Annotated in this window: 22 protein-coding genes; 16 read left to right on the forward strand and 6 right to left on the reverse strand. The window is 45.9% G+C overall.

Annotated elements, in window-relative coordinates; genetic code table 11:
- The first annotated feature begins 42 nt into the window (after positions 1-42).
- The 6 genes from UWK_RS06580 (at position 43) to UWK_RS06605 (ending at position 6436) form a co-directional block, all read left to right on the forward strand.
- The gene (locus UWK_RS06580) at positions 43-1128 is read left to right on the forward strand and encodes a BMP family ABC transporter substrate-binding protein (RefSeq protein WP_015403575.1); all 1086 of its coding nucleotides are present in this window, start codon (positions 43-45) and stop codon (positions 1126-1128) included.
- A gap of 97 nt (positions 1129-1225) precedes the next feature.
- Positions 1226-2503 carry a threonine synthase gene (locus UWK_RS06585; protein WP_015403576.1) on the forward strand — a complete coding sequence of 426 codons (1278 nt, stop codon included), beginning with the start codon at positions 1226-1228 and terminating at the stop codon, positions 2501-2503.
- A gap of 10 nt (positions 2504-2513) precedes the next feature.
- Positions 2514-3995, forward strand: a complete 1482-nt coding sequence (locus tag UWK_RS06590; protein ID WP_015403577.1) for a pyridoxal-phosphate dependent enzyme — start codon at positions 2514-2516, stop codon at positions 3993-3995.
- A gap of 76 nt (positions 3996-4071) precedes the next feature.
- Complete coding sequence (locus UWK_RS06595; RefSeq protein ID WP_015403578.1) at positions 4072-5076, forward strand: XdhC family protein; 1005 nt, start codon at positions 4072-4074, stop codon at positions 5074-5076.
- Positions 5077-5079: 3 nt separating this feature from the next.
- Complete coding sequence (gene yqeC / locus UWK_RS06600) at positions 5080-5871, forward strand: selenium cofactor biosynthesis protein YqeC (RefSeq protein ID WP_015403579.1); 792 nt, start codon at positions 5080-5082, stop codon at positions 5869-5871.
- Position 5872: 1 nt separating this feature from the next.
- Positions 5873-6436 (forward strand): HXXEE domain-containing protein, encoded by a 564-nt coding sequence (locus UWK_RS06605; protein ID WP_015403580.1) that lies wholly within the window; start codon positions 5873-5875, stop codon positions 6434-6436.
- Between the two features lie 452 nt (positions 6437-6888).
- Here the strand turns inward: UWK_RS06605 and UWK_RS06610 are convergent, their stop codons facing one another.
- On the reverse strand, positions 6889-7923 hold the full coding sequence (locus UWK_RS06610; protein ID WP_015403581.1) for an IS110 family RNA-guided transposase: 1035 nt from the start codon (positions 7921-7923) through the stop codon (positions 6889-6891).
- 382 nt (positions 7924-8305) lie between these two features.
- On the opposite strand from UWK_RS06610, the gene UWK_RS18310 reads away from it, so the two are divergent.
- The 3 genes from UWK_RS18310 (at position 8306) to UWK_RS06625 (ending at position 14037) form a co-directional block, all read left to right on the forward strand.
- Positions 8306-10516: a CBS domain-containing protein gene (locus UWK_RS18310; protein WP_015403582.1), complete on the forward strand. Its 2211-nt coding sequence runs from the start codon at positions 8306-8308 to the stop codon at positions 10514-10516.
- 479 nt (positions 10517-10995) lie between these two features.
- Positions 10996-12669: a hypothetical protein gene (locus UWK_RS06620; RefSeq protein ID WP_015403583.1), complete on the forward strand. Its 1674-nt coding sequence runs from the start codon at positions 10996-10998 to the stop codon at positions 12667-12669.
- A 270-nt stretch (positions 12670-12939) separates the two neighbouring features.
- Complete coding sequence (locus UWK_RS06625; RefSeq protein WP_015403585.1) at positions 12940-14037, forward strand: hypothetical protein; 1098 nt, start codon at positions 12940-12942, stop codon at positions 14035-14037.
- 95 nt (positions 14038-14132) lie between these two features.
- Here UWK_RS06625 and UWK_RS18315 read toward each other — a convergent pair whose 3' ends face one another.
- Complete coding sequence (locus UWK_RS18315) at positions 14133-16661, reverse strand: transporter substrate-binding domain-containing protein (protein ID WP_015403586.1); 2529 nt, start codon at positions 16659-16661, stop codon at positions 14133-14135.
- Between the two features lie 593 nt (positions 16662-17254).
- On the opposite strand from UWK_RS18315, the gene budA reads away from it, so the two are divergent.
- A complete protein-coding gene (budA, locus tag UWK_RS06635) occupies positions 17255-17983 on the forward strand; it encodes an acetolactate decarboxylase (RefSeq protein WP_015403587.1) in 729 nt (242 codons plus the stop codon).
- 150 nt (positions 17984-18133) lie between these two features.
- Entirely contained in the window at positions 18134-18907 is a 774-nt protein-coding gene (locus UWK_RS06640; protein WP_015403588.1) for a ZIP family transporter, read from the forward strand.
- A gap of 188 nt (positions 18908-19095) precedes the next feature.
- Here the strand turns inward: UWK_RS06640 and UWK_RS06645 are convergent, their stop codons facing one another.
- Positions 19096-19395 (reverse strand): hypothetical protein, encoded by a 300-nt coding sequence (locus UWK_RS06645; protein ID WP_015403589.1) that lies wholly within the window; start codon positions 19393-19395, stop codon positions 19096-19098.
- Between the two features lie 43 nt (positions 19396-19438).
- Positions 19439-19633 carry a hypothetical protein gene (locus tag UWK_RS06650; protein ID WP_015403590.1) on the reverse strand — a complete coding sequence of 65 codons (195 nt, stop codon included), beginning with the start codon at positions 19631-19633 and terminating at the stop codon, positions 19439-19441.
- 594 nt (positions 19634-20227) lie between these two features.
- Here UWK_RS06650 and UWK_RS06655 point away from each other — a divergent pair.
- From UWK_RS06655 to UWK_RS06670, 4 genes are read left to right on the forward strand one after another with little or no spacing between them, the layout of a single operon-like run.
- Positions 20228-21274, forward strand: coding sequence for a 4Fe-4S dicluster domain-containing protein (locus UWK_RS06655; protein WP_015403591.1), 1047 nt, complete (start codon positions 20228-20230; stop codon positions 21272-21274).
- Positions 21271-22173 carry an FAD/NAD(P)-binding protein gene (locus tag UWK_RS06660; RefSeq protein WP_015403592.1) on the forward strand — a complete coding sequence of 301 codons (903 nt, stop codon included), beginning with the start codon at positions 21271-21273 and terminating at the stop codon, positions 22171-22173. The genes UWK_RS06655 and UWK_RS06660 overlap by 4 nt, the downstream gene beginning before the upstream one ends.
- Positions 22174-22180: 7 nt before the next feature.
- Positions 22181-22963, forward strand: coding sequence for an NADH-quinone oxidoreductase subunit B family protein (locus UWK_RS06665; RefSeq protein WP_015403593.1), 783 nt, complete (start codon positions 22181-22183; stop codon positions 22961-22963).
- A gap of 11 nt (positions 22964-22974) precedes the next feature.
- Positions 22975-24255 carry a Ni/Fe hydrogenase subunit alpha gene (locus tag UWK_RS06670; protein ID WP_015403594.1) on the forward strand — a complete coding sequence of 427 codons (1281 nt, stop codon included), beginning with the start codon at positions 22975-22977 and terminating at the stop codon, positions 24253-24255.
- Between the two features lie 166 nt (positions 24256-24421).
- On the opposite strand, the gene UWK_RS06675 is transcribed toward UWK_RS06670, so the two are convergent.
- Both UWK_RS06675 and UWK_RS06680 read right to left on the reverse strand, forming a co-directional pair.
- Positions 24422-24721 (reverse strand): hypothetical protein, encoded by a 300-nt coding sequence (locus tag UWK_RS06675; RefSeq protein ID WP_015403589.1) that lies wholly within the window; start codon positions 24719-24721, stop codon positions 24422-24424.
- Positions 24722-24764: 43 nt separating this feature from the next.
- The gene (locus tag UWK_RS06680; protein ID WP_015403595.1) at positions 24765-24959 is read right to left on the reverse strand and encodes a hypothetical protein; all 195 of its coding nucleotides are present in this window, start codon (positions 24957-24959) and stop codon (positions 24765-24767) included.
- Between the two features lie 407 nt (positions 24960-25366).
- Here UWK_RS06680 and gnd point away from each other — a divergent pair, with 407 nt between their 5' ends.
- Positions 25367-26815 carry a decarboxylating NADP(+)-dependent phosphogluconate dehydrogenase gene (gene gnd, locus UWK_RS06685; RefSeq protein ID WP_015403596.1) on the forward strand — a complete coding sequence of 483 codons (1449 nt, stop codon included), beginning with the start codon at positions 25367-25369 and terminating at the stop codon, positions 26813-26815.
- Positions 26816-26916 lie beyond the last annotated feature (101 nt).

A 26916-nucleotide genomic window follows, 5' to 3' on the forward strand; every position in this document is an offset into this window, starting at 1 on the left:
AAGTTGTTCAATGCATCGTAAATTTTAAACAAGGAGAAACAGATGGCAAGCATGAAGAAAAAGGTCTTATCCGTCTTTATTCTACTGGTCTGTGTGGCGGGATTTTCCCTGTCTGCGTCGGCTGAAGATAAATTGAAAGTAGGCTTTGTCTATATCAGTCCTATCGGGGATGCAGGCTGGACCTACCAGCATGATCTTGGACGGCTTGAGCTTGAAAAAAATCTCGGTGATAAGATCGTAACTAAGTATATCGAAAGTGTACCTGAAGGGCCTGAGGCGGAGCGTGTTATCAGAGATCTGGCGCAAAGCGGCCATGACCTGATTTTCACCACTTCTTTTGGCTATATGAACCCTACCCTGAAGGTTGCTAAAATGTTTCCCAAAAAACACTTTGAGCATTCCACCGGATACAAAACCGCCAAGAATGTCGGTACCTATATGTGTCGCTTTTATGAAGGCCGTTATCTGACCGGAATTGTGGCTGGAAAGATGACAAAGTCCAACACCCTCGGGTATGTTGCAGCATTCCCTATCCCTGAGGTAATCCGTGGCATCAATGCATTCACCCTTGGGGCCAAATCTGTCAATCCTGATGTCCAGGTGAAGGTGATCTGGGTAAATTCATGGTTTGATCCGGGCAAAGAGCGTGAAGCATCCGAGGCACTTATCACCCAGGGTGCCGATGTTATCACCCATCATACCGATTCAACTGCTCCAACTCTTACTGCCGAAGAAAAGGGCGTCTATGCCATTGCCTACCATTCCGATATGTCCAAATATGGTCCCAAGGCCCATCTTACAGCAGCCACCCATACCTATGGTGATTTCTATACCAAAACTACCCAGGCTGTCCTCGATAACACCTGGAAGTCAGACTCTGTCTGGAGTGGTATAAAAGAGGGATCCATTAAGCTGGCACCCATGAATGCTGCAATTCCTGCTGAGGTTGTAGCACTTGTTGAAAAAACAACAAAAGATATTGCTGACGGATCTTTCCATCCTTTCCAGGGACCGGTTAAAGATCAGAGTGGCAAAGTTGTTGTGGAAGCTGGAAAATCGCTCAGTGATGAGGAGCTTCTGGGGATGAATTATTACGTTGAAGGTGTTCATGGAAATATTCCGAAATAGTCCTTTTATTATTTCGTAATTTGTCAGATAAAAAAGGAGATGGGGTGCGGTTAACTCATCTCCTTTTTTTGTTTCTTTAGCAGCAGGAAAAAAGCGTATGGATCATATCACAAAATTGAAGTGTCTTATCTGCAGCAGGGAATATGTACCTGAGGATATCAGGTATGTCTGTCCCGAGCATGAGAACGAGGGGATTGTGGATGTACATTATGATTATGATCTCATCAATAATCGTATCAGCCGCGAGAGTCTTGAGGAGAACCGGGATTATTCCATCTGGCGCTACAAGCCTCTGCTCCCCGTTTTTGCAGATGCCGAAGTGCCACCTCTTGCGATTGGCTGGACACCTCTCTATGACGCACCGCGTCTTGCCGGGAAACTCGGTTTGCAGCAGTTGTGGGTGAAGGATGATGGCCGTCTGCCCACGGCAAGTTTTAAGGATCGGGCCAGTGCGGTTGCTGTGGTCAAGGCCAGAGAAAGCGGGGCCGAAATTATAACGACCGCTAGTACCGGCAACGCTGCCGCAGCTCTCAGTGGCATATGTGCAAGTGTGGGACAGGCCAATGTGATATTCGTGCCGGTATCGGCTCCGGAGGCAAAAATTGCCCAGCTTCTGGTCTATAACTCCACGGTGATGCTGGTCAAGGGCAGTTATGATGATGCCTTTGAGCTCTGCCTTGAAGCTGCAGCTGAATATGGCTGGTACAATCGTAATACAGGCTATAATCCCTATATGACCGAGGGTAAAAAGACCGCCGCCTACGAGATATGTGAGCAGCTGAATTGGGATGCTCCTGATGTGGTTCTGGTTTCTGTTGGTGATGGCTGCATCATCGGCGGCCTTCATAAGGGGTTCAAGGATCTTATGGCATTGGGCTGGATTGATCGTATGCCTCGTCTTATCGGAGTTCAGGCCGAGGGCAGCAACTTTATGTATGAGGCGTGGAAGAACGATGAGGATATTCTGACCAAAGCACCGGTCTCAGGAATTACCGTGGCTGACAGTATCAGTGCGGGACTGCCTCGGGATAGAATTAAGGCTCTTGCCGCTGTGACTGAGACGGATGGGGCCTACGTCGTCGTCAGTGATGATGAGATTCTGGCTGCAATTTCTCTCCTGGCACGGGGGGTCGGAGTGTTTGCAGAACCGGCAGGTGCCGCCGCATATGCTGGTCTTATACGGGCTGTGGCGGATGGCCTGGTTACGTCACGGGAGCGCATCGTTGTTCTTAACACCGGTAATGGCCTCAAAGATATCAAGAGCAGTATGACTGCGGTACGAATGGCAGGATCGATTCCCCATCATATTGAAGCAAGTCTTACCGCGTTAAAACAGTGTATTGAAACGAGCCAAATATCAGCAGGTACGTGCTGAAGGAGCAGTTGTGAGAAAATTAATCGATTTGACGATAAAAGATCCGGCTAAGCTTGAGAACGCAGTACAGCGTGCTCGAGAGCAAAATATAATCATCCCTACTTTCGAGCAGATGATTAATCCGAGATTGATTCCGGATGCTATCACCAGGCAACTGGAAGGGGTCGGGCTCTGGGATCTCAATCCCCTGAACCTGTTTCGCATCAACTGGCACAATGAGGCCAAAGAAAGCGGTGGTAAATTTGCTGGGGTTAACTATCTGGTTCTTCCGAAAGAACTCACCGGGATCGATGCCCGCATCGTGATTCTTCTCGGAAAGTGGTTTCCCACGGGTGCTCATAAGGTAGGGGCTGCTTACGCCTGTCTGGTGCCGCGTCTGGTTACCGGTCAATTTGATCCAACGACCCAGAAAGCAGTCTGGCCAAGTACTGGTAACTACTGTCGAGGCGGTGCCTACGACTCGACGCTGCTTGCCTGTGATTCCATCGCTATTCTGCCGGAAGGCATGAGCAAGGAACGTTTTGACTGGCTTGCCGGAGTGGCGGGAGAAACGATTAAAACACCGGGTTCCGAAAGCAATGTGAAGGAGATCTTTGACAAGTGCTGGGAACTGCGGAACTCGGGCCAGGAACTGTCCATTTTTAATCAGTTTGATGAATTTGGAAACTACCTCTGGCACTACGAAGTTACCAGCCGGGCCATGATGGAGGCACTGGAGGAGACCATGGGCGCGGGTGATCGCTTTCGGGCAACCATCTCCAACACCGGTTCCGGCGGAACCATAGCCTGTGGTGACTATATGAAGGAGCAGTTTCCACTCTCAAAGATAGTGGCCAGTGAGGCTCTTCAGTGCCCAACCCTCCTTAATAACGGATTTGGTGCCCATCGTATCGAAGGAATAGGCGACAAACATGTTCCCTGGATTCATAATGCCAAGAATACTGATGTGGTCACTGCTATCGACGACTGCGCCCCCATGGCATTGATCCGACTCTTTAACGAGCCTACGGGGCAGGAGTATCTGGTCAGCCAGGGTGTCTCAAGAGATCTTGTGGATAATCTCCATCTTCTGGGGATATCGAGTGTGGCCAATGTTCTCGCCGCTATCAAGACCGCCAAGTACTATGAGATGGATGGTAAGGATGTGATGATAACCATGGCAACGGATTCCATGGAGATGTACCAGAGCCGCCTGGCAGAGCTCACCGAAGAAGCGGGTGAGTTTACCGCTATGGATGCTGCCGCTGCTTATCATCGTTATATGCTTGGAGAGACCACCGACAACATGCAGGAGTTGAGTTATGTTGATCGTAAGCGGATTCACAACCTTAAGTATTTTACCTGGGTGGAGCAGCAGGGGAAGACTTACGAAGAGATTCAGGCCCAGTGGTATGATCCGGAGTACTGGAGCAGTATTCATCATTCCATGGATGAGATTGATGATTTGATCGATGCCTTTAACGAACGTACCGGGCTGTTGCAGAAATTATGAAAACCTGGCCATCCTGTTAGTGTTCAACACGGCTGGCTGCGGTAGAATGTTTACTTAAACCACGGATCCTCCCTGCATGATAGAAAAAGAAATTCTTATCCAACTGCGTCGTGGTCAAACCATTGCCCTGATAACAATCATCGATAAGAGCGGTTCTGCTCCACGTCTTCCAGGATCCAAGATGTTTGTGGGAAGTGACGGGGCCATCACCGGCACCATTGGCGGGGGCAGGATGGAACACATTGCCTGTGCGACTGCCGTAAAAATAGCAGCTGGAGACGCCACGCCTGAGCTTACTGAAATTGATATGCGTGGCGGTGGAGCCGATGGCGATAGCGATATGATTTGCGGAGGGATACAACTCCTCCTTATCGAACGTATTACTCCTGATATGGTATCACTGTTTGAGCAGGCTCTGGCCTGTTTCGCGGATGGAGCCAGAGGGGGCTGGTTGATAGATATTAGTGTTCCAAAACAGCCGCTTCGTTCCTTTCTTGATATGCGCAACGACTGTTCATTGCCGGGCCTGGATTGCAGGGCAATCATACGGGGCAGGTATACCCGGCTGATACAAGCCAACGGGAAATCTCTGGTATTTGATCCCCTGCCCAAGTTTGGAACCGTAGTTCTGTTTGGTGGTGGTCATGTCTCCAAGGAAGTTGCCTGGCTGGCATCTGCTGTGGATTTTGATGTGGTGGTTTGTGACGATCGTCCTGAGTTTTCAAATACTGATAGATTCCCCATGGCAAGTGCAACCCATGTCCTTGAAGGCTTCAAAAACCTCTTCGAAAGAATTGAACAGGGAGAAGACCACTATCTGCTTATTATCACCCGCGGTCATAGCTATGATCAGGAAGTTCTGGCCCAAGTGCTGCGAACTCCGGCCCGCTATATAGGAATGATAGGGAGCAGGAGAAAACGAGATATCTGCTATGGGAATTTGCGTGATCAGGGGTTTAATGATGCCGATTTTGCGAGAGTTCATTGCCCCATTGGCCTTCCAATTGGATCTGAGACTCCAAGGGAAATCGCAGTCAGTATTACAGCAGAGTTGATTGCAGCACGTGCCGGGGCTCTATAAGTCATGCCACAAACGACAGAAACGCTGATAAGGGAAAGCGACCGGCTTATTTCCATTGTGGGAGGTGGTGGAAAGACCTCTTTGATGTTTTGTCTGGCTCATGCCATGCAACAAAAAGGAATCAGAGTGGTTTCTACCACTACCACCCGTATTCTGGTGCCAGAACCCGAGCAGAGCCTGGATGTGGTTTTGCTGGCGGAACCGGGATTTGAAAAAAAACTCAAGTGTTCTCTGGATCAACATGGCCACGTAACAGTGGCTCAGCATCTATCGCCAGATGGTAAAAAGCTTCAGGGGTTGAGCTGTAACCAGGTTAAAACCGTACTTGAATATCCCTTTGTAGAGCGAATGATTGTTGAGGCTGATGGGGCAAGGCAATTATCGTTTAAGGCTCCGGGTGATAATGAGCCTGTGGTGCCCCAAATTACAGATGTATTTATCAGCGTGGTTGGCCTGGATATCATTGGCAAGTTCTTAGAGGATGTAAACGTCTTTCGTGCCGGGTTGGTATCGTCTCTGACAGGCGTGGAAATGGGTACTGAGATCACTCCTTTGATTGTGGCAAAACTGCTCGTCCATTCTAAGGGGTTGTTAAGGGGATGCCCGGAGAGTGCACGGAGTGTCCTGTTGCTCAATAAAGCGGACATTTCAGGTGGCAGGCAAAAGGCACTTTCAGTGATGGAAGCAGTTGGAAAACTAGAGGGGAAGAAACCGGATTACTGGGTGAGTGGTTCGACGAGAGAGGGTGTATTTAGGGGTAAAGGTGAATCTATTTGCAATCTATGGGAGAGATAAAATGATTCAACAACTAGCGAAAAATCAGAATTGGGCAAAAATAACCCCTGTTTTTGGAGTACTTTCTACGATTTGGTTATTGTGGTTTTTTAAACCAACCGATGTGCTGTTCTGGGCATATGTTAACATCCCTCTTTACTTTTTTCATCAGACGGAGGAACATTTCTGGCCTGGCGGGTTCAAGAATTATATTAATCGTGTCATTAACAAGCTGCCAGAAGGTCAAGAAACACTTACCGACATCAAGATTTTCTGGGTAAATATCTTATTAGTATGGTTCGCCTTCAGTTTTTTTGGAGTTCTCTCACTTGTAAATATAGGATTTGGTCTGTTGATTATTGTTTTTAGTATTCTAAATTGCCTGACGCACATTTTTCAGGGTATAAGTCACAAACAATGGAATCCTGGGCTGGTAATGGCCAGCCTCCAATTTTTAATTTCAATCTATGCCGCTTACTTTGTAACAGTAAACGGATTATCTGATCCTGTCATTTGGTGGATCGCCACTGTAGTTTTTTCAGTGTTCGTCCATGGTATGTTATTCAGGTTTGTGTTGAAAAAATGACCGTGAATATCCGGGTGAACAATGCGCGGATAACCAGTACAACCGAGGACATCTATGATAAGTAAAGTCAAGTGGAAAACGGAGATTTCCTGTGTCCCAGCCTACCTGGTCTGGTTATTTCCAGCACAGAGTTCGGTGGAATAGGCCCTGCGACGGAGAACCCGTGAATATTCGTAGTCACAGGGCCTATTCCACCGGACGGGCATTGTGAAAAAACTGTCTTTTTCGTTACGTTTTGCCGCTTTGTTTTTTTCTACTATCCCTTGGGTCAACAAATGGCTTGTGACCAGACATCTATTTACAGTATCAGGCTGTTCGCCGTCACAGAAGATTGAGTTTGGATCAAAACCCGCTGACCTTTAAACACAATATCGGTGCATCACCCTCAAGCTCGCACAGTCCCCAGAACGAAAGGATCAGCAGGAAAACCAAGCCGCAAAATCACAATTCATTTAAGCTGCTTTGTCCAGTACCTCCTTTGGAGTAAATTTCTTTTGGCTTTTATCAACCGCCAGCATGTATGCCACCAGTTTCCGTGCAACGGCAAGAGTCGCTCTGTTGCGGTTGCCTTTTTTTAGCTCTCGTTCATGCACTTCAGCTAATTGAGGGTTCCAGTGCGGCGCCAGTTTGGCAGCCTCAATCAGTACGGTCTGTAAATGTTTATTCCGTTTCTTGGATAGCGGTCCTCGAATCTCTTTCCCTGCTGATTCTTTCTGTGCGCTACATAGTCCACAGTAACTGACCGCCTGGTTGATACGGCCAAATCGATAAACATCTCCGATTTCAAGCACCCAGGTAAGAGCTGTTACCTCACCAATACCCCGGATACTCCTTAATAACTCAACTCGTTGACTGATCTGCGGATTATTGCCAAGTGCACTGATAAGTGATTTCTGCATTCTGTCAAAGAATTCCATGCTGCTTCGGCTCATCTGTAGAAGGTTGAGTACCGATTCGGGTACATATTCCAGGGTACTGAGCAGTTCCTGAAAATATTTACTCCCGTGAAGGCGTCGTTTGTTATACTCCGCTCCCACTTCCATCAAAAGGGTGGCAGTCTTGGTCTTCATCTTTGCCGCTTCTCTGACTAAAAGGTTCCGGTAACGGAGAATGCGACGTAGGTTGCGATGTTCCTCCGGGGCCATGTAGCATTCAGGGAGGAGGTTGCAGCGAAGCAAATCTGCGATCTTCTCCGCATCGGCCGCGTCATTTTTTTTCTTGGCGGCTGTTATTGCCTTGAGCATCTCAGGGTGAGCAACTTTTAGTTCCTGGGCATATGGTAGCAGGTAATCGTATATCCACCCGGTAAACAGAGTGGCTTCCATTGCACCAACCCAAGAGGTTTCTCGTTTTGCAACCCAATCAGTTAAACTGTCTCGCGTGGCTCGAATCATTCCTTGATCCACAGTAGTTCCATCAATCCGCTTTTCACAGAAACTGATAACCTTTTTGTGGATGTCAAATCCAATATAATGCATACTGTTCATAAGAGACCTCCTTGTGGCTAATGATTCTGTGCGGCTTTATGCTGTCACGGTCAGCTCCTAAGCTAATTCTACCACAGGAGGTCTCTTCTTGTTTTCTTCTTTCTGCTTATGCATTCAAACACAATACCATTTTACACACTATAATTGCTGCGTATATGGCTTTTCGCCGTAACCTTCTCATTTAGCACTACAGGTCAAATGTTTTTCCTTTAATAACTCCTGATTTTCTGATAAGCCATCAAGTAAGTACACAATAAAGAAGGTGCGTCTTCTCCTACTCCTGACAGGAACTTTTTCCTGTCGGATGATGGCTCGCTCTATTTTGCATTACGTAGTAATCGCCTGGTCTTTCTTTTTAACATATCTCAGTTGCAGGAAAAATATGTGTGCTAAGCGCCTCAGCGAAATTATGACTCCGGGGGTTGTTGGAGTTTCACCGGACACACCTGTCTTCACCGCCCTCGAACTTCTGCGCAATAAAAACATCAGCTGTATTCTGGTGCTGGAAGACAATGAACCAGTGGGTATTTTCACGGAGCGCAAAGTGGTTCAGCTTGCAGCAGAGAAGGGACTGCAGCTTGACAGCTATGCAATCAGTGACATCATGACCTCCCCTGTGCTGACCGCCAGCCGGGATATGGACATCTATTCGGCGTACAACATTCTCTCCACCCATAAAATCAGACATCTGGTAGTTGTTGACGAGAACAACAAACTCTGCGGCGTGGCGACCCAGTCGAACATAGTGGATCACCTCGGTTATGAATATTTTATTGAATTTAAGAAAATCTTTCAGGTTATGACCACGAACCTGTTCACTGTCTCCAGGGGCTATTCAGTGGAACAGACCCTCCAGGAAATGGCCAAAACGTCCACAAGTTGCCTATTGGTGGCGGAAAATGAGCGTCCCGTTGGCATTGTCACTGAACGAGACATGACCCGTCTGCTCATCAACGGTACCGATCTTAAAGGGCTGAATGTGGAAGACATCATGAGTCACCCGGTCCATACCGCCCATTTGACTCTGCCCCTGCTGGATGCCGCCAGGATCATGAAGGAGACCCGGATTCGACGGATCGTAGTGGTGGATGCGGATGGGAAAATAGCCGGTTTGACAACCCAATCCGATATCATCAAGGGGCTTCACGGCCTATCCCTCCAGAATCTCAAACAGCTGGTAGTGGAAAAAGACCGGGAGTTGGAGCAAACAAGTAGAAAACTGGCAGAAAAAACCGTTTATCTCGACAACATCCTTCATTCCTCCGTAGATTTGGGAATGGTTGCCGCTGATTTGAATTATCATATCGTCTATTTTAACCCGGCAGCAGAAAAGATCCTGGATATTGCAGCCATTGAGGTGATTGGCCGTGATATTCGGACAATTCATAAAAAAAATGAGGTTTTGGCTCCGCGTTTTGATAAACTTGTCGAGATGATTCAAAATAAAAAACGGCACGAGTTTACCTTTATTAAGGAGAAGGAAGCGATTCCCTGTTTTGTTAAGGCTCTAGTCACTGGGATATGGGATCCAGATCAAAGCCTTATCGGCTTTGTCCTTATGCTCCAGGACGTCACCGAACGCACTCTTGCCGAGAGGAAAATCAAGCGTCAGAAGTCGGATCTGGAGGTAATGAATGCTGAGCTGTCAGCTCTGTACGCGGTTTCTTCCAAGATAAGTCAGACACTGGAAATGGAGGTATTGCTCGATGAAGTTCTGGCTGTGATTACCAATATTGAGATTTTCAACTTTGAGCAGCAGGGAGGAATCTTTGTCGTTGATGGAGACAAGGTGCAGCTCGTTTCCCATATCGGGCTGGAGGAAAGCTGTCTTGGTTATCAAAATTCAAGGGGAATTAACGATTGTCCATGTGGCAGGGCTATCAGGAGTGGAGAAACGCTTATTCTTGACAGTACGGAATTTGAAAAGACCGGGCTGACAGAAAAGAAATCCCATGGGGCCGTTATCGTTCCCATCAAAGCACAGGATAAGGTGATCGGGGGACTCTGCCTCTTTACTCCTCCTGATTTTGCAGGCCTTGATGATGATAAGATCGTTTTACTCTCAACCATTGGCAACCAGATTGGAATTGCCATGGAAAATGCCAGGCTCTATGAGCAGACGCGGTTTCTGTCCCTCTACGATCCCCTCACCAACGTGGCTAACAGACGCTTAATGACTAAGGGGCTTGAAAAATATTTCTCCCTGGCCAAACGGTATAAGAAAATCTTCTCCATTATCATGCTGGATATTGATAATTTTAAGAAATATAATGACACCCATGGGCACAGTGCCGGGGACAAGATGCTTGTCAGGGTTGCCACGGTGCTGCTTGACGATATCCGCAATGCCGATGTTGTTGCCAGGTATGGCGGAGAGGAGTTCCTCATCATGCTTCCCGAAGCCACCCTGGAGACTGCTTTGCTCACAGCTGAAAGGATTCGGCAGAAAATTACCCACGAAACCGGCACCACCATAAGCCTTGGCGTTGCCACCTACGACTCAAGTATGACTAAAAATGAGCAACTGATAAACAAGGCGGACGAGGCCCTGTACCGTGCCAAGAAACGTGGTAAAAATCGGGTCGAATATTAACGTGTTTCCCTGAGTCGTTTACACTGGTTCTTTGAGGTGAAAGAATGATACGGCCTGTGTCTAATTCGTATCCATTAGGCAGGAATACTGTCGTTGTTAGTCTCGCTTCTCAATTAAAAAATCATCATATATTAAAATCATATCTTGCTTAAAGAGCATAAATTCATTAATTATTTGCAGGATGTTGTTTTGTTTTTTTTTGAAGTATTTTGTAAAGGTACTTACTCCCCTTGGGGGGCGAACACTTTATAAACAAACAGCCTGCAGCGCAGATTTATGACAAAAAACAGCATATCTACTGCACCTCATTTTTTTTCAAAATATCAACCAAAAGCGAGTCGATGTGGTAGCATCTGCTTCGTCTCTGAGCTAACGACCATAGCCAACTCTCGGTTGTTAGCTCGTCCCTCGTATACGCAATCACCCCAACTCGTAAGAAATACGGGTTAAATCATTCACAAACCATTGGAGATCAGAAAATGCAGAGTTTCAGGCAACCCACGTTTTTTTTAATACTGTCCGCTGTTGTTTTGTTTTTCTATCCGTTCTATGCAATGGCAACTGATGCTAAAACTCTTGCCAGCCAGATCGACAAGGATTTACGACAGGCAGAACGATTGATGTTCAACGGTAAAAAGACGGAGTCGGATGCATTACTGCAGCAGGTCAATGAAATGCTGGAACAACTGAAAGCTGTTGATTCATCTTCAAAGGTAACAAGCCTGGAAAACAAATATAGCAGGACCCGAAAGGCGCTTGATAAAAAGATGGGTGGAGGAACAACAGCTCCAGCCATATCTGTTGCACCGAAGATGAGTGCGCCTGCTGTACCGGCAGTCAAGGGCGTTTCGCCATCTGGATCATCGCGTAAAGGTGGATATCAACAGCAAATGATGGAAAGAAACATCAAAAAAGCAGTTAAAGATGTTGATTACGAGATTGGTCGAGCAAGGGAAATGATGGAGCCGGACAATACGAACAGCAAATTTGGTATGGGTGCCGACGAAAAGGCAGCTAAAGGCGCAGACTACCTTGCCAAAGCAGAACAACATCTTGCAAAGACAGAACAGAAATATCCTGATTTATCACCCGAAAGTAAAGAGCAGTTTGCAGTAGCCAGAAAAAGTATTGCAGAGACTCAGGCGGCTCTGGATAGCTGGCAGAAAGAAGAACAGATAAAAACGGACAGCGCCGCCAGAGAAGCTGCGGTTACTGCAAATGCTGCGGCAGGCAAAATGGCAAAGATGAAAGATGATGCCGACTTGATTGTAGCGTTACATGAAAAATATTTTAATGCCTTTGAAAATATTCATGGTGGAACCCTTGTCCACGGTATGAAGATTGAGGAAGCTGATCAGGCTTTGGCGCTGGTGGCAAATGCAGAGAAAAGCATACCTTTGTTTGCCACGGATGTTGGTCGTCTCGCCCAGAGTTATGGTGAGACCTCCATGGATATTTACAACAAATTTCACGAAGGTGGCTACACCCTCAACAATGGTGAAGATCAGAAGATGAGCCAGTTGATTGAGGCGGTGGATAAACTGAAAAAAAGCAGGCAGGCATCGGCAGTTACCTTGGCTGGAAACGCAAAGGCACTATTGGGTGCATTTAATAATCAGTTGAATGATGCCAGGCTTCAGCGGATGGCTGAAGCTAAGAAACTTTTACTGGCTGGGCAACAGTTTGATCCGGAGAATGATCAGATTAAACAGATGCTGAATGATATTGACAGCCAGATGGAGCAGGTAGCCGATAAGATGACTGCCCAGATAGATGCGGCTAAATGGGCGGGAAATATCTCTGGATTTGCTGGGCCCGGTGATGTGACTGAGCTGGCGGCCGAAGCTAAGAAATATTTTGAGAATGACCGGGACTGGGGAGGCAAAAAAGATCGGGACATAAAAATTCTTGATGTTTGTATCCGTGGTCCCTGGAAGGTTGCGGAGACAGATGTGTTTGGACGGGTAATCAGCTGGCGACTGCCGATTCATGTCGCTGTTACCGATGAAAAGCTGAAGCCACGAAACCTTGCCAGAGTATATGATTTATCCATTCTGGCCATGGAAGGACCTGCTGACAACGCACCTAAAAAACCACCATATGATGGATTCTGGGTTGGAGATAGCTGGATGATGCGTCTGGATAAATTTTAATTACATGAATGAACCTGATTACCATCGAAACTCAGCTTTGCAACCCGGAGTTGTTCCGTGTCGATTATATGGGACGCCATAAACCCATCCCTGGGGGCTCTGCTGCGGCCGTCCAGGCCGCAGATGCCCATATAATCAACACGAAAAAACTCCTCATCAGGCGGGTAGGCTGAGGATTAGTGCTAATCAGGTAAATGAATAGAGCAGGGGAATTTGTCGGATATAATTGATGCTCTTGCTTCGGAAAACTGTGAAAAGGAGGAGGGAGTGATGCGGAAGGATACGCGGAATTGCTGCATCTTTATGTGGGTTGTGTTTTTGGCTCTTTGTTGTTCTCCGGCATGGGGCTTTGATTTTGGCAAGATAGTGGATGGGGTGAGCAACGTTGTCGACAGTGCTCAGAAAGAAGTAAAAAAAGTCGTGAATTCGGAGAGTGAAAAAACATCCGGGGAAAAGTCATCACAATCGCAGTCCCAGCAGAGTAGTGCTCCCGATGCCGTGGTACAAAAATCCGGTACTGTAGGAAAGGCAGATCAGCCATTGGGAGAATCGCTTTCTGTTTTTTCCACATCTCCCATTGATGTGAATGCTCCAGGAAACAGTGTTAGCAGTTTCAATGCAGGTGATCATATATACGGCCTGCTGCGTTCAAAGAAAAGCTGGAAACAGCAGGTGGGTGGCAGTAATTATCTGATCGTCTGGTTTTATCTTGACGGGGAGCAAAAGAGCTATAAGTCAGTTGGTTTGCAGAGGGCTGAGTTGTTAAATCAGGATTATTTTGTGTTGGATATCGCTCCTGATCCTGCGCGGATGACCAACTACAGTGATCCGGATGTTATCTTCCCTGAGGTAAAAGGAGACAAGTTTGGTCCTGAACTCTTCAGCCGTTATCTTGGTGAACTCAGTCCGGGCAAGCATACGGTGAGGATAGAGGTGAAGGCCTATAATAAAGTGTATGCCTCTGGCTCATTTACGGTGGAGGGAAATGATTTTTCTTCTTATACCGCATTGTATAATTCTATTAAAAATAAGGCAGGGCAGATGGTGACCATGCCGAAGGAGGGGTTGAGTAATCCGACCCTTGCAGCCGAGTTGGAAGGCATTTTGCAGCAGCACGGCTGGCCCCAGATCCAGAGATTAGTTATAGTTGATAAGGATTGGTGGATTGACAGAGTAGACGGGGGAGACACTGCGGTTAAATCAAGGCATATTGCAGCAGCGGCAGCCGCCCGTGGAACTGATGGGAAACTCTTTTTCCAGGTGTTGACTTTTGAGCAGCCTATGCTGCTCAGTGGTGATTGGGGAAAACTGGATCTTAGTCATTCTGGTGAAAAAAAACCATTGCCAGAAGAAAACCTCAATAAATAAGAGATTCGCCTAGTTGAAAAACTCAAAATGCGGCAGAGTTACCCCGCTTCCAAGATGGTGGCGGGGTAGCGTGTGATGTTTGTAACGGATCGCCCTCAATTTGAGTCCAGCACTTTCCGGATCGTTCTTGAAAGCTCTTTGTTATCGACCGGCTTCATCAGAAAAGCTTTGATTCCAATTGAATCTGCTTTATCTGCATCAATTCTAGAACTATAACCAGTACACATAATAATTGGAATGTCAGGTCGAATGTGAAATAATTCCCCGGCTAGTTGTTCGCCTGTCATATACGGCATTGTCTGGTCCGTGATGACAAGGACGTAGTTTTTTGACTCAGTCCTGAAATGCTCAAGAGCTTCTTTGCTGCTTGTCATGGCAGTTGCCTTATATCCAAACATTTCTAATCGCTTTTTAGTAAGGGTAGCAAGGCTGGCATCGTCATCAACAATAAGAATTTTTCCCTTGCCTGGAGGAAGAGGACTCGTATCGACTGCCTCAACTTCTTTAACTGCCTCTTTGATTTTTGGTAAGTACAGTTTGAATGTTGTTCCCTTGCCAGGGATACTCTCAACGGTAATCATTCCTCCATGGCTATGAACAATTCCGTGAACTACGGATAAGCCCATGCCAGAACCTTTGCCAAACTCCTTTGTTGTAAAATAGGGGTCAAAAATTCGCCCCAGAATCTCTTTTTTTATACCAGTGCCAGTATCGCTGACAACTAGCAATATGTAAGGCCCTGGTTGTAAGTTTAAGTCAGCATCCAAGTCGTCACTTGTCAAATCAACAACACTTAAATCAATACCTAAAATCCCCCCATTTTCTTCCATGGCCTGAGCTGCGTTAGTACAGAGGTTCATGAGAATTTGATGGATTTGGGTGGGGTCAGCCAATGTGTTCCCACAGGAAGGAGCGATGTTCAGTTTAATGTCAATAGTAGTGGGGATTGAGGCTCGAAGGAAATTCAAGACCTCCTTAATTACCAGATCAATTTGTACAGGTATTTGTTTTTGTTCCCCTTGGCGACTGAAAGATAATATCTGTTTCACCAGTTCCTTCGCACGAATTCCAGCTTTTAAAACCTCCCCAATTTGATGTTTAGCCGGGCTCCAATCCGGAATATCATTCTTTGCCATTTCGGCATAGCCGATAATAGCAGCGAGAATATTGTTGAAATCATGTGCTATCCCTCCAGAAAGTGTTCCGATGGCTTCCATTTTTTGAGTGTGAAGAAGTTGAGCCTGGAGCTTGTTTTTTTCTTCCTCTGCTTTGGTGCGGTCTGTAATATCCAGTGTGAAGCCAGCAAGCATATTGGGTTTGTTATTTATGAATATTGGGAATTTTGTGGTTTCGTAGATCCTTCCACCAAATTCTTCAATAACATTTACAGTCACCCCTTCCTGAAGTATTTTCTTGTCATCTTCGATCATTTTTTTTGCCAGATCAGAAGGGAACAGGTCATCCATTGATCTGCCAATGATTTTTTCGAGTGGCATGCCCAGCAGCTGTTCATAGTTTCTGCTCAACATTAAGGAGCGAATTTCGTGATCCTTAAAAAATATATATACGGGACTGTTTTCAAGGAATAATTGGAAAATTATCTGGTTTTCATATAAAGCATCTTCGGCCTGTTTTCGTTCTTCAACTTCTTTTTGGAGGGCTTCTGTCCGTTGACGCACCAATCGATTTAACATTCTGTTCCAGATGAGAAATGCACCTACAATTAGAAGCATGACTGAAACAGTATATAATGCCATTTTTTTCAGCTCTTGTTTAGTTATGCCTGGAGTGGTGTCTAAACGTATCCATTTGTTTTGAATGTTTTTCCGTTCTTCTGCTGTTAGTAATGACACTCCTTTCTCTAGAATACTGCTGAGTTCCGGCCAATCAGAACGGACAGCAAATCCCGATATATTAGGTGGGTCAGTTTCTCCGGCTAGTTTTAAATTGGTAATCCCTTCTGATTCGATATAGAAACTAGCTGTTGCTAAATCACCCACAAAAGCATCTGCCATTCCAAAAGAGACTTTTCTCAGGGCAGCTTTCAGGTCAGAAACCAAATCAATCTCAATGTCAGGGTGGTTATTTCGGATCAGATCCACATAGCCATAACCGGAAACCATAACAACACGCATGCCTTTAAGCATGTCTAATGTGAGCTCTTTAGTCACGGTTTTTCTGACTATAATGACAGAAGGGATTTTTAAGTACGGTGGGGGAAATAATAGATATTTCTCACGTTGGGGGGTTTTGACAACGGCATTCAGTACATCCACTTCACGCCTTTCCATCCTGGCGAGAACATCATCCCAACTTTTGCATTTCACAACTTCAAATTGAATACCGAGTTTTTTGGTGACAAGCCGCATATAGTCAGCGCCAATACCTTGATAATTTCCAGTCTTATCGAAAAACTCTATTGGTTCAAAATTCGGGTCCGGTGCCAAACGAATCGTTGGATGTGCCTTAATCCAGGCAATTTCTTCTTTTGTGAGTTGTGCTTGGGTTACTCCAGTTTCTGCCAGGATCAATGAGATATCTAAAATAAGAATATTAACAAATGCAATGCATAGCATTAACGTCATTGTTGCAAATTTTAGCCAGTTATGCCCACCACTTCTCATGGATTTTCCTTTTAAAAGAGGCTGATGATTAGAACTATGTTGTATGGAGATCTCAAGAGGAATCTTTGGATGTCATTAATTTAGCGTGATAAAGTACGATTCAGTTTCCTTGCCAGGTAACGAGCCACTTTAGAAATGATACCACAAGAAATGATAAGTGTGAAATTTAAATTCAGGTTGGTGTGAAGGGTTAAAGGTGATTCTCGTCACAAAGGGTCAAATTCTAAGAGAACTATTGGGGCAACTTCAGTATGGTTGGGAAATATATAGGGTAATGTCTTGTATAATAGGTTCTATGTTATAATGATTCCTGATTACCATCGAAACTCAGCTTTGCAACCTGGAGTTGTTTCGTGTCGATTATATGGGACGCCATAAACCCATCCCTGGGGCTCTGCTGCGGCCGTCCAGGCCGCAGATGCCCATATAATCAACACGAACCAACTCCTCCTCAGACGGGTAGGCTGAGGATTAGTGGTAATCAGGTAATGATTTGCTGATGCTTACCATCCAAGCTCTATCCCATTTGTTGAAGATAAATGTGAATCTTTCTTTGACTATTGGGATTTTCTTTATGAAAAAGGTGAAAGTTTATGCAGAGCCATGATGAAATTGAAGAGCAGAAAAACTCTATCTATCTGTGTGCTCCCGTTAATGCACTGGTTGAGGGTATCTTTGAAGAAAACATTCATCTTGCAGAAGTACTTAGGCATGGTGATTTCGGACTTGGTACTTTTGATGATCTGGATGGAGAGATGCTTATCCTCGACGGACATTGCTACCAGATAAACTCCGCCGGGAAAGTAACTGAAGTTGATGGACAAGTGTTGACCCCCTTCGCTTCGGTGACTTTTTATAAACCGGAGAACTTTTATGAGATCAACAAGGAAACTCCATTTGATGATTTTTTAAAACAGCTCAATAGCTTTATGCCATCACCGAATCTGTTCTATGCCGTGCGTATTGAGGGTGAGTTTTCTCACATCAAAGCACGCTCCGTTCCAAAGCAGGCTAATTATCATCCGCTTACAGATATAGTTAATGAGCAGATTGTCTTTGATTTTGATAATATCTGCGGAACCGTGGCAGGCTTTTTTACACCAGAGTTCATGTCATCATTGAGCGTCCATGGACTGCATCTGCACTTTCTCTCAGAGGACTTGCAGCACGGGGGACATATCCTTGGATGTGTGCCGCGTAAAGTGAAGATTGGGGTCCAGACAATTAACCGTTTAGAGCTTACATTGCCGATGACAAAGGATTACATGGGGTGTGATTTTCACAGGGATATTAACAGGGATCTGGATAAGGTTGAAAAGTAAGTGTGGAATTCCTGTAACAAGATAGATTGATTTTTGTGTACTTACCAATATAGGAACATTTTTGTTACTCCTTACAGTGTTTGGGAGCTGCTCGAGAGTGTGAAATACATTGGAAATGCTAATTTCTAAGTTGAGATAAAATCAGTTATCATGGAAATACTTTGGTTCAAAATCATTTCGTTGCTGGTCATTTTTGCTGCAGGCTTGTTCGGTGGACTTGCACCGACAAAAATAAGCCTCACTCCCCAGGGAAAACGAAAACTTACATTGGGGAATGCCTTTTCCGGTGGAGTTTTTCTGGGCGCGGGATTACTGCACATGCTCCCTGATGCACGTGAAAACTTCACTGCTTTTGCAGGCGACGTTGCCTATCCCTATGTCGCTCTCATCTGTGGCGGAGGATTTCTCCTGGTGATGCTTCTGGAAAAAGCTGTTCTTGGTGGTAGCGAGGACATTGGTGCGATGTCAAAAGGACGTTCCGTCTATCCTTATTTGTTGTGCGTTATCCTTTCTGTCCATTCAATTATTGTGGGAACATCTTTAGGGTTGGAGGCCAGTCTGGTTGCTTCAGTAGGTATATTAGTGGCGATTCTCGCCCATAAATGGGCTGCGGCTTTTGCGTTAGGTGTCAGCCTGAGGGAAAATGGTTTCTCATTGTCACTTCATGTCCGACTTATCTGCTTTTTTGCGCTGATGGCTCCTTTGGGCGTGGTTCTCGGAACAATTTTCTCGGCCCTGTTTTCAGGAAAAGCGGCACTCCTGTTTGAAGCTGTCTTTGATGCTTTAGCAGCAGGGACTTTTCTCTATGTTGCCTGCGCCGATGTTATGGAAGAAGTCTTTAGAAAATCTGGGGATAACTGGAGAAAAGTCATTCTGATTATATGTGGCTTTTTTCTCATGGCACTGATAGCAATTTGGACATGAGCTGAGAAAGGGTGTTTATTGCGTCGCCCGTGTGATCGGTTATATGTTGTGTCTTAATGATTCGCTGATCGCTGCTGTTAATAATAACAGTGATTCAGTGTTCAATAAAAAAAACCTCCAGGCTATCGATGAGATACCCTGAAGGTTCTAATGCGGGACAACATCCCAAAGAATTGTTTACTTTTTTCCTACTTTGAAGCTGTAACCTTTGCAGGGGCCTTGTTTACATATTTAAAGAATACGGGGAAGGCGACAAAGAAGGCTACACAGAGCAGGTATTCAATACCTTTGATATGAGTGTAGTAGTCAACCAGAGTATGCAGAGGCTTTACCATTCCTATTGCCACCATATACTGTCCGGCAAGCTCACTTACTGACCAACCAACCGATGAAAGAGCACTGGTAAGGGCTGCGCCAACCCAGAGACACATGATTGAACCGGCTGCGAGAAGTATTCTTGATCCTGTTTTTGATGTATTTTGTTTCATGGTAGTGTCCTTATCTGTATATGTTAATTTTAGAAAGAGTGTATCAGCCGATAACTGCGGTCAGGTATCCTTTAACAACATTCAAATGTCCCATGCTTATCATTGCGCTTGCAAGACAGGCAAATCCCCAGATTCCAACAAGGGCAGCCATGGTCATTCCAGCACCAAGTGCAAATGAAGAAGTTTCGTATCCAGCTTTAACTTGAGTAGCAGTTGTGGTTTGAGTGTTTGTAGTCATGGTGTCCTCCGTATGGGTTTGATCTAGCTAAGTTTTTCTTTTCTTTGCCCTCTATGTAGCAGCAACCATGCCAGTTTTTGTTTTTCTTGCTGTGCTTTCACGAAAAACCAGGTAACACATTGGTACAACTCTGTATTTATGGAGAATGCTGTTGGAGTTTTCTTGCGACACATATGTGCCCTGGCAGTGTGGCAAAACTCGGAACTGTAGTTTTAGGAAGAGAATGTGTGGCTTGTGTTCTACGGAAGTGTTGCAGGTCTTGCAGATAGGTGTGGAATCAGAGAATAGAAGAAGTAAGCACTGGCAAGCCCAATAACAGTTGCCTCCCCTTTGTTCAGCTTTGCCCAGAGCCCCGCAAGTTCTGTTTGACTTCCAGGATTGGCGTATGATAAAATTTTTCTATTGAGGTGAGTTTTTTCCAGCGCTCTGTGTGGGCAAATTAGAATTACTAAATATTAAGATCGACCATATGGTATGAAGATCTGTCTTCAATGCCTCTCTTGCATGACTCTCTAAAAGAACGGGAAGTGTACCGATAACAAACCAGCCTCTCAATTTATTATACTCTACAACCCAAATCCAGTGAGGTAAGCCATGCTATTTAAGGTCTTTCCCAGAGATCAGTTGGAGATTCTCTATGACATTTTGGCAGGCCATCATTTGGTTGGGCCACAAATCATAGGGACAGACCGGAATGGGCAAGAGTTATTCGCCTTTGATTATATCCACAGTTTTACAGAACTTAGAATCGACTTCACCTCCACCGTTCATTCCTTGAAATCTTTTGTCCTTCCTCCCCGGGAAAATCTTAGTTCCTTTGCCCTGGCGAACAATGACTGGGAGAAAAATGTTGATTTGGGCATATACAAGCCTCATGTTTTTTTCGGCCTGCACCCCTGTGATATAAATGCTTTGAACAAACTGGACAAGGTTTTAACGGGTCCTGTTTATCCTGACCCTTTTTACACCGGAAAGCGGAAAAACATGTTCATTATAGGAGTCAACTGTATTCCGCAACCCTGGTGTTTTTGTAAATCCATGGGCACAGATACTGTGCTTTCCGGTTTTGATATGTTCCTCACCGATTTGGGCGATAAATACTTTGTCGAGATCCAGTCAGCCACAGCTTATGATATCCTTATGGAGCTACCCATTACCGAGCCCACCGATGAGGATCATCGCAGATTCGTTCAGTTAATGGATGAGCGAAACAGTAAATTCACCTGTCAGGTGGATAACTCCGACCTGACCAAGATCCTTGACTTGGAATTCCAGTCCCCGGTCTGGCAGGAGTGGGGAAAACGATGTATGTCCTGTGGTACCTGCGCAAATGTATGCCCTACCTGCTACTGCTATGGAGTAACGGAGCATGTTGACCTCGATTTGAAAAGTGCCACCAAACAGAAACAACTTTACTCTTGTAATCTTATAGATTTTGCCATGGTCTCTGGGGGCCACAACTTCAGACCTGATAGTGCCTCCCGCCTCAAATACCGTTATTACCACAAGCACCGCGGATTCCAGGAGGCATACGAAGAAGCGCTCTGCGTAGGCTGTGGTCGCTGTGGCCAGGCGTGTCTTGCTGGAATTACGGTGCCGGAAGTTATCGACAGTGTTCGCCGACAGGAGGTTCCTAAATGAACAAGCTTGATTTTGTCGATGTCCTGCCTGCAAGACAGATTTCTACACGAAAATCAGACCTATCCAGTTTTGAATATAGCTATAGGGCGGAAATCACCAATGTCTATGGTTTGACCAACACTGAAAAACTGTATCAGATAAGGATAGTCGATTCCGATCAACGCCATCAGTTTACCTTCAAACCCGGACAATTTGTGATGCTTGAATTGCCTGGCATTGGAGAAGGCCCCTTTTCTATTTCTTCATCCCCAACCCGCCATGGTGATCTGGAGTTGTGTATTCGGGCTGTAGGCAATTTGACTAACTTTCTCAGCAGAGTACCCCGGGGCACGCTCGTCGGCATTAGCGGACCATTTGGCACCAGTTTCCCGGTTGAAGACATGGAAAACAGCGACCTGATCCTTATTGCCGGAGGCCTTGGGATTGTTCCTCTGCGTGCTCCACTCTTTTCTATACTTGAAAATCGCAGTCGCTATAAGCAGATAGATATTATCTACGGTGCTCGTAATCCATCCGAACTTCTTTTCACCTATCAGTATCAGATGTGGCGGCAGTTTGACATAAATCTGGAAATTATTGTCGACCAGGCCGACGAAAAGTGGCAAGGGCCTGTTGGTCTAATCACCGAAATTCTAAAACATCGACTTGAAGCCGCCGGAAATAACCTGTCTAGCAACACCTATGCAATTGTTTGCGGACCACCTGTAATGTTCCATTTTGTTTGCGATATGCTGATCAACGCCCAGTTACCCATGCAAAAGATCTTTGTCTCTCTGGAACGGCGGATGCATTGCGGGCGCGGAAAATGCTGCCGATGTAACATCGGTGCGACCTATACCTGTCTCAGCGGACCGGTCTTTGATTACTGGTCGGTATTGAATATGAAGGAGGCCATCTAGGGACACCATGGAGAAAAGTAAAACGTATCTGGGAGTGGAAATAAAACGACCCAGGACCGCCTTTTTTGAGTTGTCATCCTGTGAGGGCTGCCAGTTACAGATTCTCAATAAAGAGGCCAGCCTCCTGAATTTTCTTGATCTTCTTGAGATTGTCAATTTCCGCGAAGCGATGTCCAATGGGAGCGATGATTACGAGATAGCTTTTGTGGAGGGCAGTGTAACCAGAGCCGATGAAGAAGAGAGACTTCTGAAGATCCGGAAACAGGCAACAACTCTTGTAGCTCTCGGATCCTGTGCCTGCTTTGGCGGAGTGAACCAACTGAAAAATCGTTTTCATGACCTGGAGTGGGTAAAAAATGAGGTCTATGGGGGCCATCCCATAGAGACTCAGGAGGTAAGACCTCTGTCGGACTTTGTTATAGTTGATCTCTCAATATACGGCTGTCCAATCAAAAAAGAAGAAGTGGAAGAGATCGTCACTAATCTGGTGCTTGGTAAATCAATTGACCATCCACGCTATCCCGTCTGCATGGAATGTACGGCAAATGGCAACATCTGTCTCTTCAACCTGGGTGAACCATGCCTTGGGCCAGTAACCAGGGCTGGCTGTGATGCCTGGTGCCCAAATAACCGCATGGGTTGCTGGGGGTGCCGTGGACCTTCCGATGAGGCCAATTTCAGCCAGCTTCAGGAGATCATGGACAGCCACAACATCCCCAGGCAGGCCATGCTTGATCGACTCGAATGTTTTGGTGGTTTCAGCAGTGCAATCAGGGAAATGGAAAAATAAACGAGGCGATCATGGGTGAATCAATAAGCTGCGATATCAATATCAACCATCTGACCAGAGTCGAGGGGCACGGTAACATCCGGATTCGCATTAAAAACGGGAAGGTGGAAAATGCAAGTTGGGATGTGGTGGAGACCCCACGCTTTTTTGAGGCCATTCTGGTGGGAAAACATTGGGAGAATGCGCCTATCCTTTGTGGGCGTATCTGCGGGATATGCTCCATCGGCCACACACTGGCATCCATAAGGGCTGTTGAAAATGCCTTTGCCATGGTTCCCAGTCTGCAGACTCAAAGACTCCGGCTACTGCTCAAGCATATGGAGACGTTACAAAGTCATATCCTCCACCTCTACTTCCTGGTAGCTCCTGACTTTCTTGGCACAGACAGTGTGCTCGAACTTATAAAACCTCATGGTGATGAAGTACAACGGGCGGCCAGGCTTAAGTTGCTGGCCAATGACGGTGGTGACTTGATAGGTGGCCGCAGACTCCATCCAACCAGAACCGTTGTGGGTGGCTTTACCATGCTACCCGATCGCATAAAACTGGCAACCCTCAGGCAACGTCTCCATGCTGCACTGGCCGACCTCAACAAGACAGCAGAGCTCTTTGGCTCCTTTGCCATCCCAGATTTTACCCGAGAGACCGAGTTTGTTTCCCTGAAAAGCGATGGCAATTACCCTTTTATCGGTGGACAACTGGTCTCCAGTGACGGAGTGCTCAGAGAGGAAGAGGAGTACCTGACCATGAGTAATGAATATATGGTCAGTCATTCCACTTCTAAATGGAGCAAACTCTCAAGACCAAGCCTGGCAGTGGGTGCTCTGGCCAGGATAAATAACAACTTTGCCAGCCTTCACCCTCATGCTCAGGATATTGCCAATAATTTAGGCCTCCACCCGGTCAGTCACAACCCATTTATGAACAATGTTGCACAGCTTGTGGAATGTGTTCATGTTGTTCAGGATTCAATTTCACTTATTGACGAGTTGCTGGGGAGTGAGTGGCAGGAGCCTCGCCAAACTGTCACACCGAGGGCAGGTGCGGGAACTGGAGCCGTGGAAGTTCCCCGGGGAATTCTCTATCACTGGTATCAGTTTGACAAGGATGGTCGAATCACCAGGGCTGATTGCGTCATCCCCACCAGTCAGAATAACGCCAATATTCACTACGATATCATTGCTCTTGCGCAGAAACTTGCCGCCCAGGGTAAGGACGATCAGGAAATTCGTTTGCTGGCCGAGATGCTTGTCCGATCCTATGATCCCTGCATTTCCTGCTCGGTTCATTAATAAATTACGGTTGTGTATCCAATGCTGGCATAATTCAGACACCTGTCGATGGCGATTGTAAATAACAGTGATTCAGTGTTCAATAAAAAAAACCTCCAGGCTATCGATGAGATACCCTGAAGGTTCTTATGCGGGACAACATCCCAAAGAATTGTTTACTTTTTTCCTACTTTGAAGCTGTAACCTTTGCAGGGGCCTTGTTTACATATTTAAAGAATACGGGGAAGGCGACAAAGAAGGCCACACAGAGCAGGTATTCAATACCTTTGATATGAGTGTAGTAGTCAACCAGAGTATGCAGAGGCTTTACCATTCCTATTGCCACCATATACTGTCCGGCAAGCTCACTTACTGACCAACCAACCGATGAAAGAGCACTGGTAAGGGCTGCGCCAACCCAGAGACACATGATTGAACCGGCTGCGAGAAGTATTCTTGATCCTGTTTTTGATGTATTTTGTTTCATGGTAGTGTCCTTATCTGTATATGTTAATTTTAGAAAGAGTGTATCAGCCGATAACTGCGGTCAGGTATCCTTTAACAACATTCAAAGGTCCCATGCTTATCATTGCGCTTGCAAGACAGGCAAATCCCCAGATTCCAACAAGGGCAGCCATGGTCATTCCAGCACCAAGTGCAAATGAAGAAGTTTCGTATCCAGCTTTAACTTGAGTAGCAGTTGTGGTTTGAGTGTTTGTAGTCATGGTGTCCTCCGTATGGGTTTGATCTAGCTAAGTTTTTCTTTTCTTTGCCCTCTATGTAGCAGCAACCATGCCAGTTTTTGTTTTTCTTGCTGTGCTTTTGTGGAAACAAGTGCAAAGTACTGGTATAACACTGTATTTGTGAGTGGCGTTGCTGGAAATCTCTTGCGACACTTGTGTGTTCCGGTAGTGTGGTAAAACTCGGAACTGTAGTTTTGGGACGAGAATGTGTAGTTTAAATTCTACGGTTGTGTTGCAGGTCTTGCGGATAGGTGTGGCAACGAGAAGTAATTTGTTTATTTTATTGCATTACTGTTTTTTTTAGGAAATACATTTCAGTTATCAGATCTTCGATTAGAGAATGATTTTGATCGTCTTGAAGAATCACCTTAAACAAGGAGAAAGAAAAAATGTCTAAAGCTGATATCGGCCTGATCGGACTGGCTGTTATGGGACAGAATCTGGTGCTGAACATCAACGACCACGACTTTACGGCGTCCGTGTATAACCGTACAATATCGAAGGTGGATTCCTTTCTGGATGGTCGTGCCAGGGGGACAAATGTCATTGGCGCCCATTCAATTGAAGAGTTGGTCGGCACGCTCAAAAAACCGCGTCGGGTAATGCTGATGGTCAAGGCAGGAGCTGTGGTTGACTCCTTTATTGAACAGTTGGTGCCATATCTTGAGACAGGTGACATTATTATTGATGGTGGGAATTCACTCTATAGTGATACCAACCGCCGCAGCACTACTCTTGCTGAAAATGGTATCCTTTATATAGGCACTGGCATTTCCGGTGGTGAAGAGGGGGCCCGCAAGGGGCCATCCATAATGCCGGGTGGCAATCCCGAGGCATGGCCCCATGTGAAGGATATCTTTCAGGCCATCGCCGCCAAAGTCGATGGGCAGCCATGCTGTGACTGGGTTGGTGAGGGAGGAGCCGGACATTTTGTGAAGATGGTGCATAATGGCATCGAATATGGTGATATGCAGCTTATTTGTGAGGCCTACGATTTTATGCGTCGGGGACTTGGAATGAGTGAAGAGAGCATGCAGAAGGTGTTTTCCCGTTGGAATAAGGGACTGCTCGATTCCTACTTGATAGAGATCACGTCCCATATTCTGGGCTTCAAGGATGACGATGGTATACCTTTAACAGAAAAGATTCTTGATACCGCAGGCCAGAAAGGTACCGGGAAATGGACCGGGATAAATGCCCTTGATCTGGGTATTCCCCTTACCCTGATCAGTGAAGCGGTATTTGCCCGCTGTCTCTCTGCAATGAAACCGGAACGGGTAAAGGCGGCTGCCATTTTCAAGGGACCAGTTCCTGGTTTTACAGGTGATACAGACGAGTTGGTCAATGACGTACATGATGCCCTGTATGCTGCTAAGATAATTTCCTACGCCCAGGGGTACATGCTGCTGAGGGAAGCAGCAAAGGAACATGGCTGGAATTTAAACTACGGCAGCATTGCCCTTATGTGGAGAGGCGGCTGTATTATCCGCAGTGCCTTTCTTGCCAATATTAAACAGGCCTTTGATGCAAATCCAGATCTGGAAAATTTGCTGCTGGACGACTTTTTTCGTTCTGCTATTCAGTCAGCTCAGGCGGGATGGCGCAGAATTGCGGTTAAGGCCATCGAATTTGGTATTCCAATTCCGGCCATTTCCTCAGGTCTTTCTTATTATGACGGCTATCGCAGTGAGCGTTTACCGGCTAACCTCCTTCAGGCCCAGCGGGATTATTTTGGAGCACATACCTATGAGCGGATAGATCAGCCTCGTGGTGATTTTTTTCACACCGACTGGATCGGGAGTGGCGGAAAGGTATCCTCAACTACTTATACTGTCTAGTTATAAACAAATTTTAAGGAGGACAGGATGGGTAGGATCATTCTAAGAATAATTTTAAATATTTTATTCTTTTCGATGGTTCTTGCTACTGATAACGGTCT

This window comes from Desulfocapsa sulfexigens DSM 10523 (assembly GCF_000341395.1).
Lineage (GTDB): Bacteria > Desulfobacterota > Desulfobulbia > Desulfobulbales > Desulfocapsaceae > Desulfocapsa > Desulfocapsa sulfexigens.

Excerpts from the sequence above, each read along its gene's own strand:
- UWK_RS18315 (WP_015403586.1), bottom strand. The coding sequence starts at position 16,661 with ATGAGAAGTGGTGGGCATAACTGGCTAAAATTTGCAACAATGACGTTA.
- UWK_RS06610 (WP_015403581.1), bottom strand. The coding sequence starts at position 7,923 with ATGAACAGTATGCATTATATTGGATTTGACATCCACAAAAAGGTTATC.
- UWK_RS06670 (WP_015403594.1), top strand. The coding sequence starts at position 22,975 with ATGGGTGAATCAATAAGCTGCGATATCAATATCAACCATCTGACCAGA.
- UWK_RS18310 (WP_015403582.1), top strand. The coding sequence starts at position 8,306 with ATGTGTGCTAAGCGCCTCAGCGAAATTATGACTCCGGGGGTTGTTGGA.
- UWK_RS06660 (WP_015403592.1), top strand. The coding sequence starts at position 21,271 with ATGAACAAGCTTGATTTTGTCGATGTCCTGCCTGCAAGACAGATTTCT.
- UWK_RS06640 (WP_015403588.1), top strand. The coding sequence starts at position 18,134 with ATGGAAATACTTTGGTTCAAAATCATTTCGTTGCTGGTCATTTTTGCT.
- yqeC (WP_015403579.1), top strand. The coding sequence starts at position 5,080 with ATGCCACAAACGACAGAAACGCTGATAAGGGAAAGCGACCGGCTTATT.
- UWK_RS06650 (WP_015403590.1), bottom strand. The coding sequence starts at position 19,633 with ATGACTACAAACACTCAAACCACAACTGCTACTCAAGTTAAAGCTGGA.
- UWK_RS06675 (WP_015403589.1), bottom strand. The coding sequence starts at position 24,721 with ATGAAACAAAATACATCAAAAACAGGATCAAGAATACTTCTCGCAGCC.
- UWK_RS06580 (WP_015403575.1), top strand. The coding sequence starts at position 43 with ATGGCAAGCATGAAGAAAAAGGTCTTATCCGTCTTTATTCTACTGGTC.
- UWK_RS06625 (WP_015403585.1), top strand. The coding sequence starts at position 12,940 with ATGCGGAAGGATACGCGGAATTGCTGCATCTTTATGTGGGTTGTGTTT.
- UWK_RS06655 (WP_015403591.1), top strand. The coding sequence starts at position 20,228 with ATGCTATTTAAGGTCTTTCCCAGAGATCAGTTGGAGATTCTCTATGAC.
- UWK_RS06680 (WP_015403595.1), bottom strand. The coding sequence starts at position 24,959 with ATGACTACAAACACTCAAACCACAACTGCTACTCAAGTTAAAGCTGGA.
- UWK_RS06645 (WP_015403589.1), bottom strand. The coding sequence starts at position 19,395 with ATGAAACAAAATACATCAAAAACAGGATCAAGAATACTTCTCGCAGCC.
- UWK_RS06605 (WP_015403580.1), top strand. The coding sequence starts at position 5,873 with ATGATTCAACAACTAGCGAAAAATCAGAATTGGGCAAAAATAACCCCT.
- budA (WP_015403587.1), top strand. The coding sequence starts at position 17,255 with ATGCAGAGCCATGATGAAATTGAAGAGCAGAAAAACTCTATCTATCTG.
- UWK_RS06595 (WP_015403578.1), top strand. The coding sequence starts at position 4,072 with ATGATAGAAAAAGAAATTCTTATCCAACTGCGTCGTGGTCAAACCATT.
- UWK_RS06620 (WP_015403583.1), top strand. The coding sequence starts at position 10,996 with ATGCAGAGTTTCAGGCAACCCACGTTTTTTTTAATACTGTCCGCTGTT.
- gnd (WP_015403596.1), top strand. The coding sequence starts at position 25,367 with ATGTCTAAAGCTGATATCGGCCTGATCGGACTGGCTGTTATGGGACAG.
- UWK_RS06665 (WP_015403593.1), top strand. The coding sequence starts at position 22,181 with ATGGAGAAAAGTAAAACGTATCTGGGAGTGGAAATAAAACGACCCAGG.
- UWK_RS06585 (WP_015403576.1), top strand. The coding sequence starts at position 1,226 with ATGGATCATATCACAAAATTGAAGTGTCTTATCTGCAGCAGGGAATAT.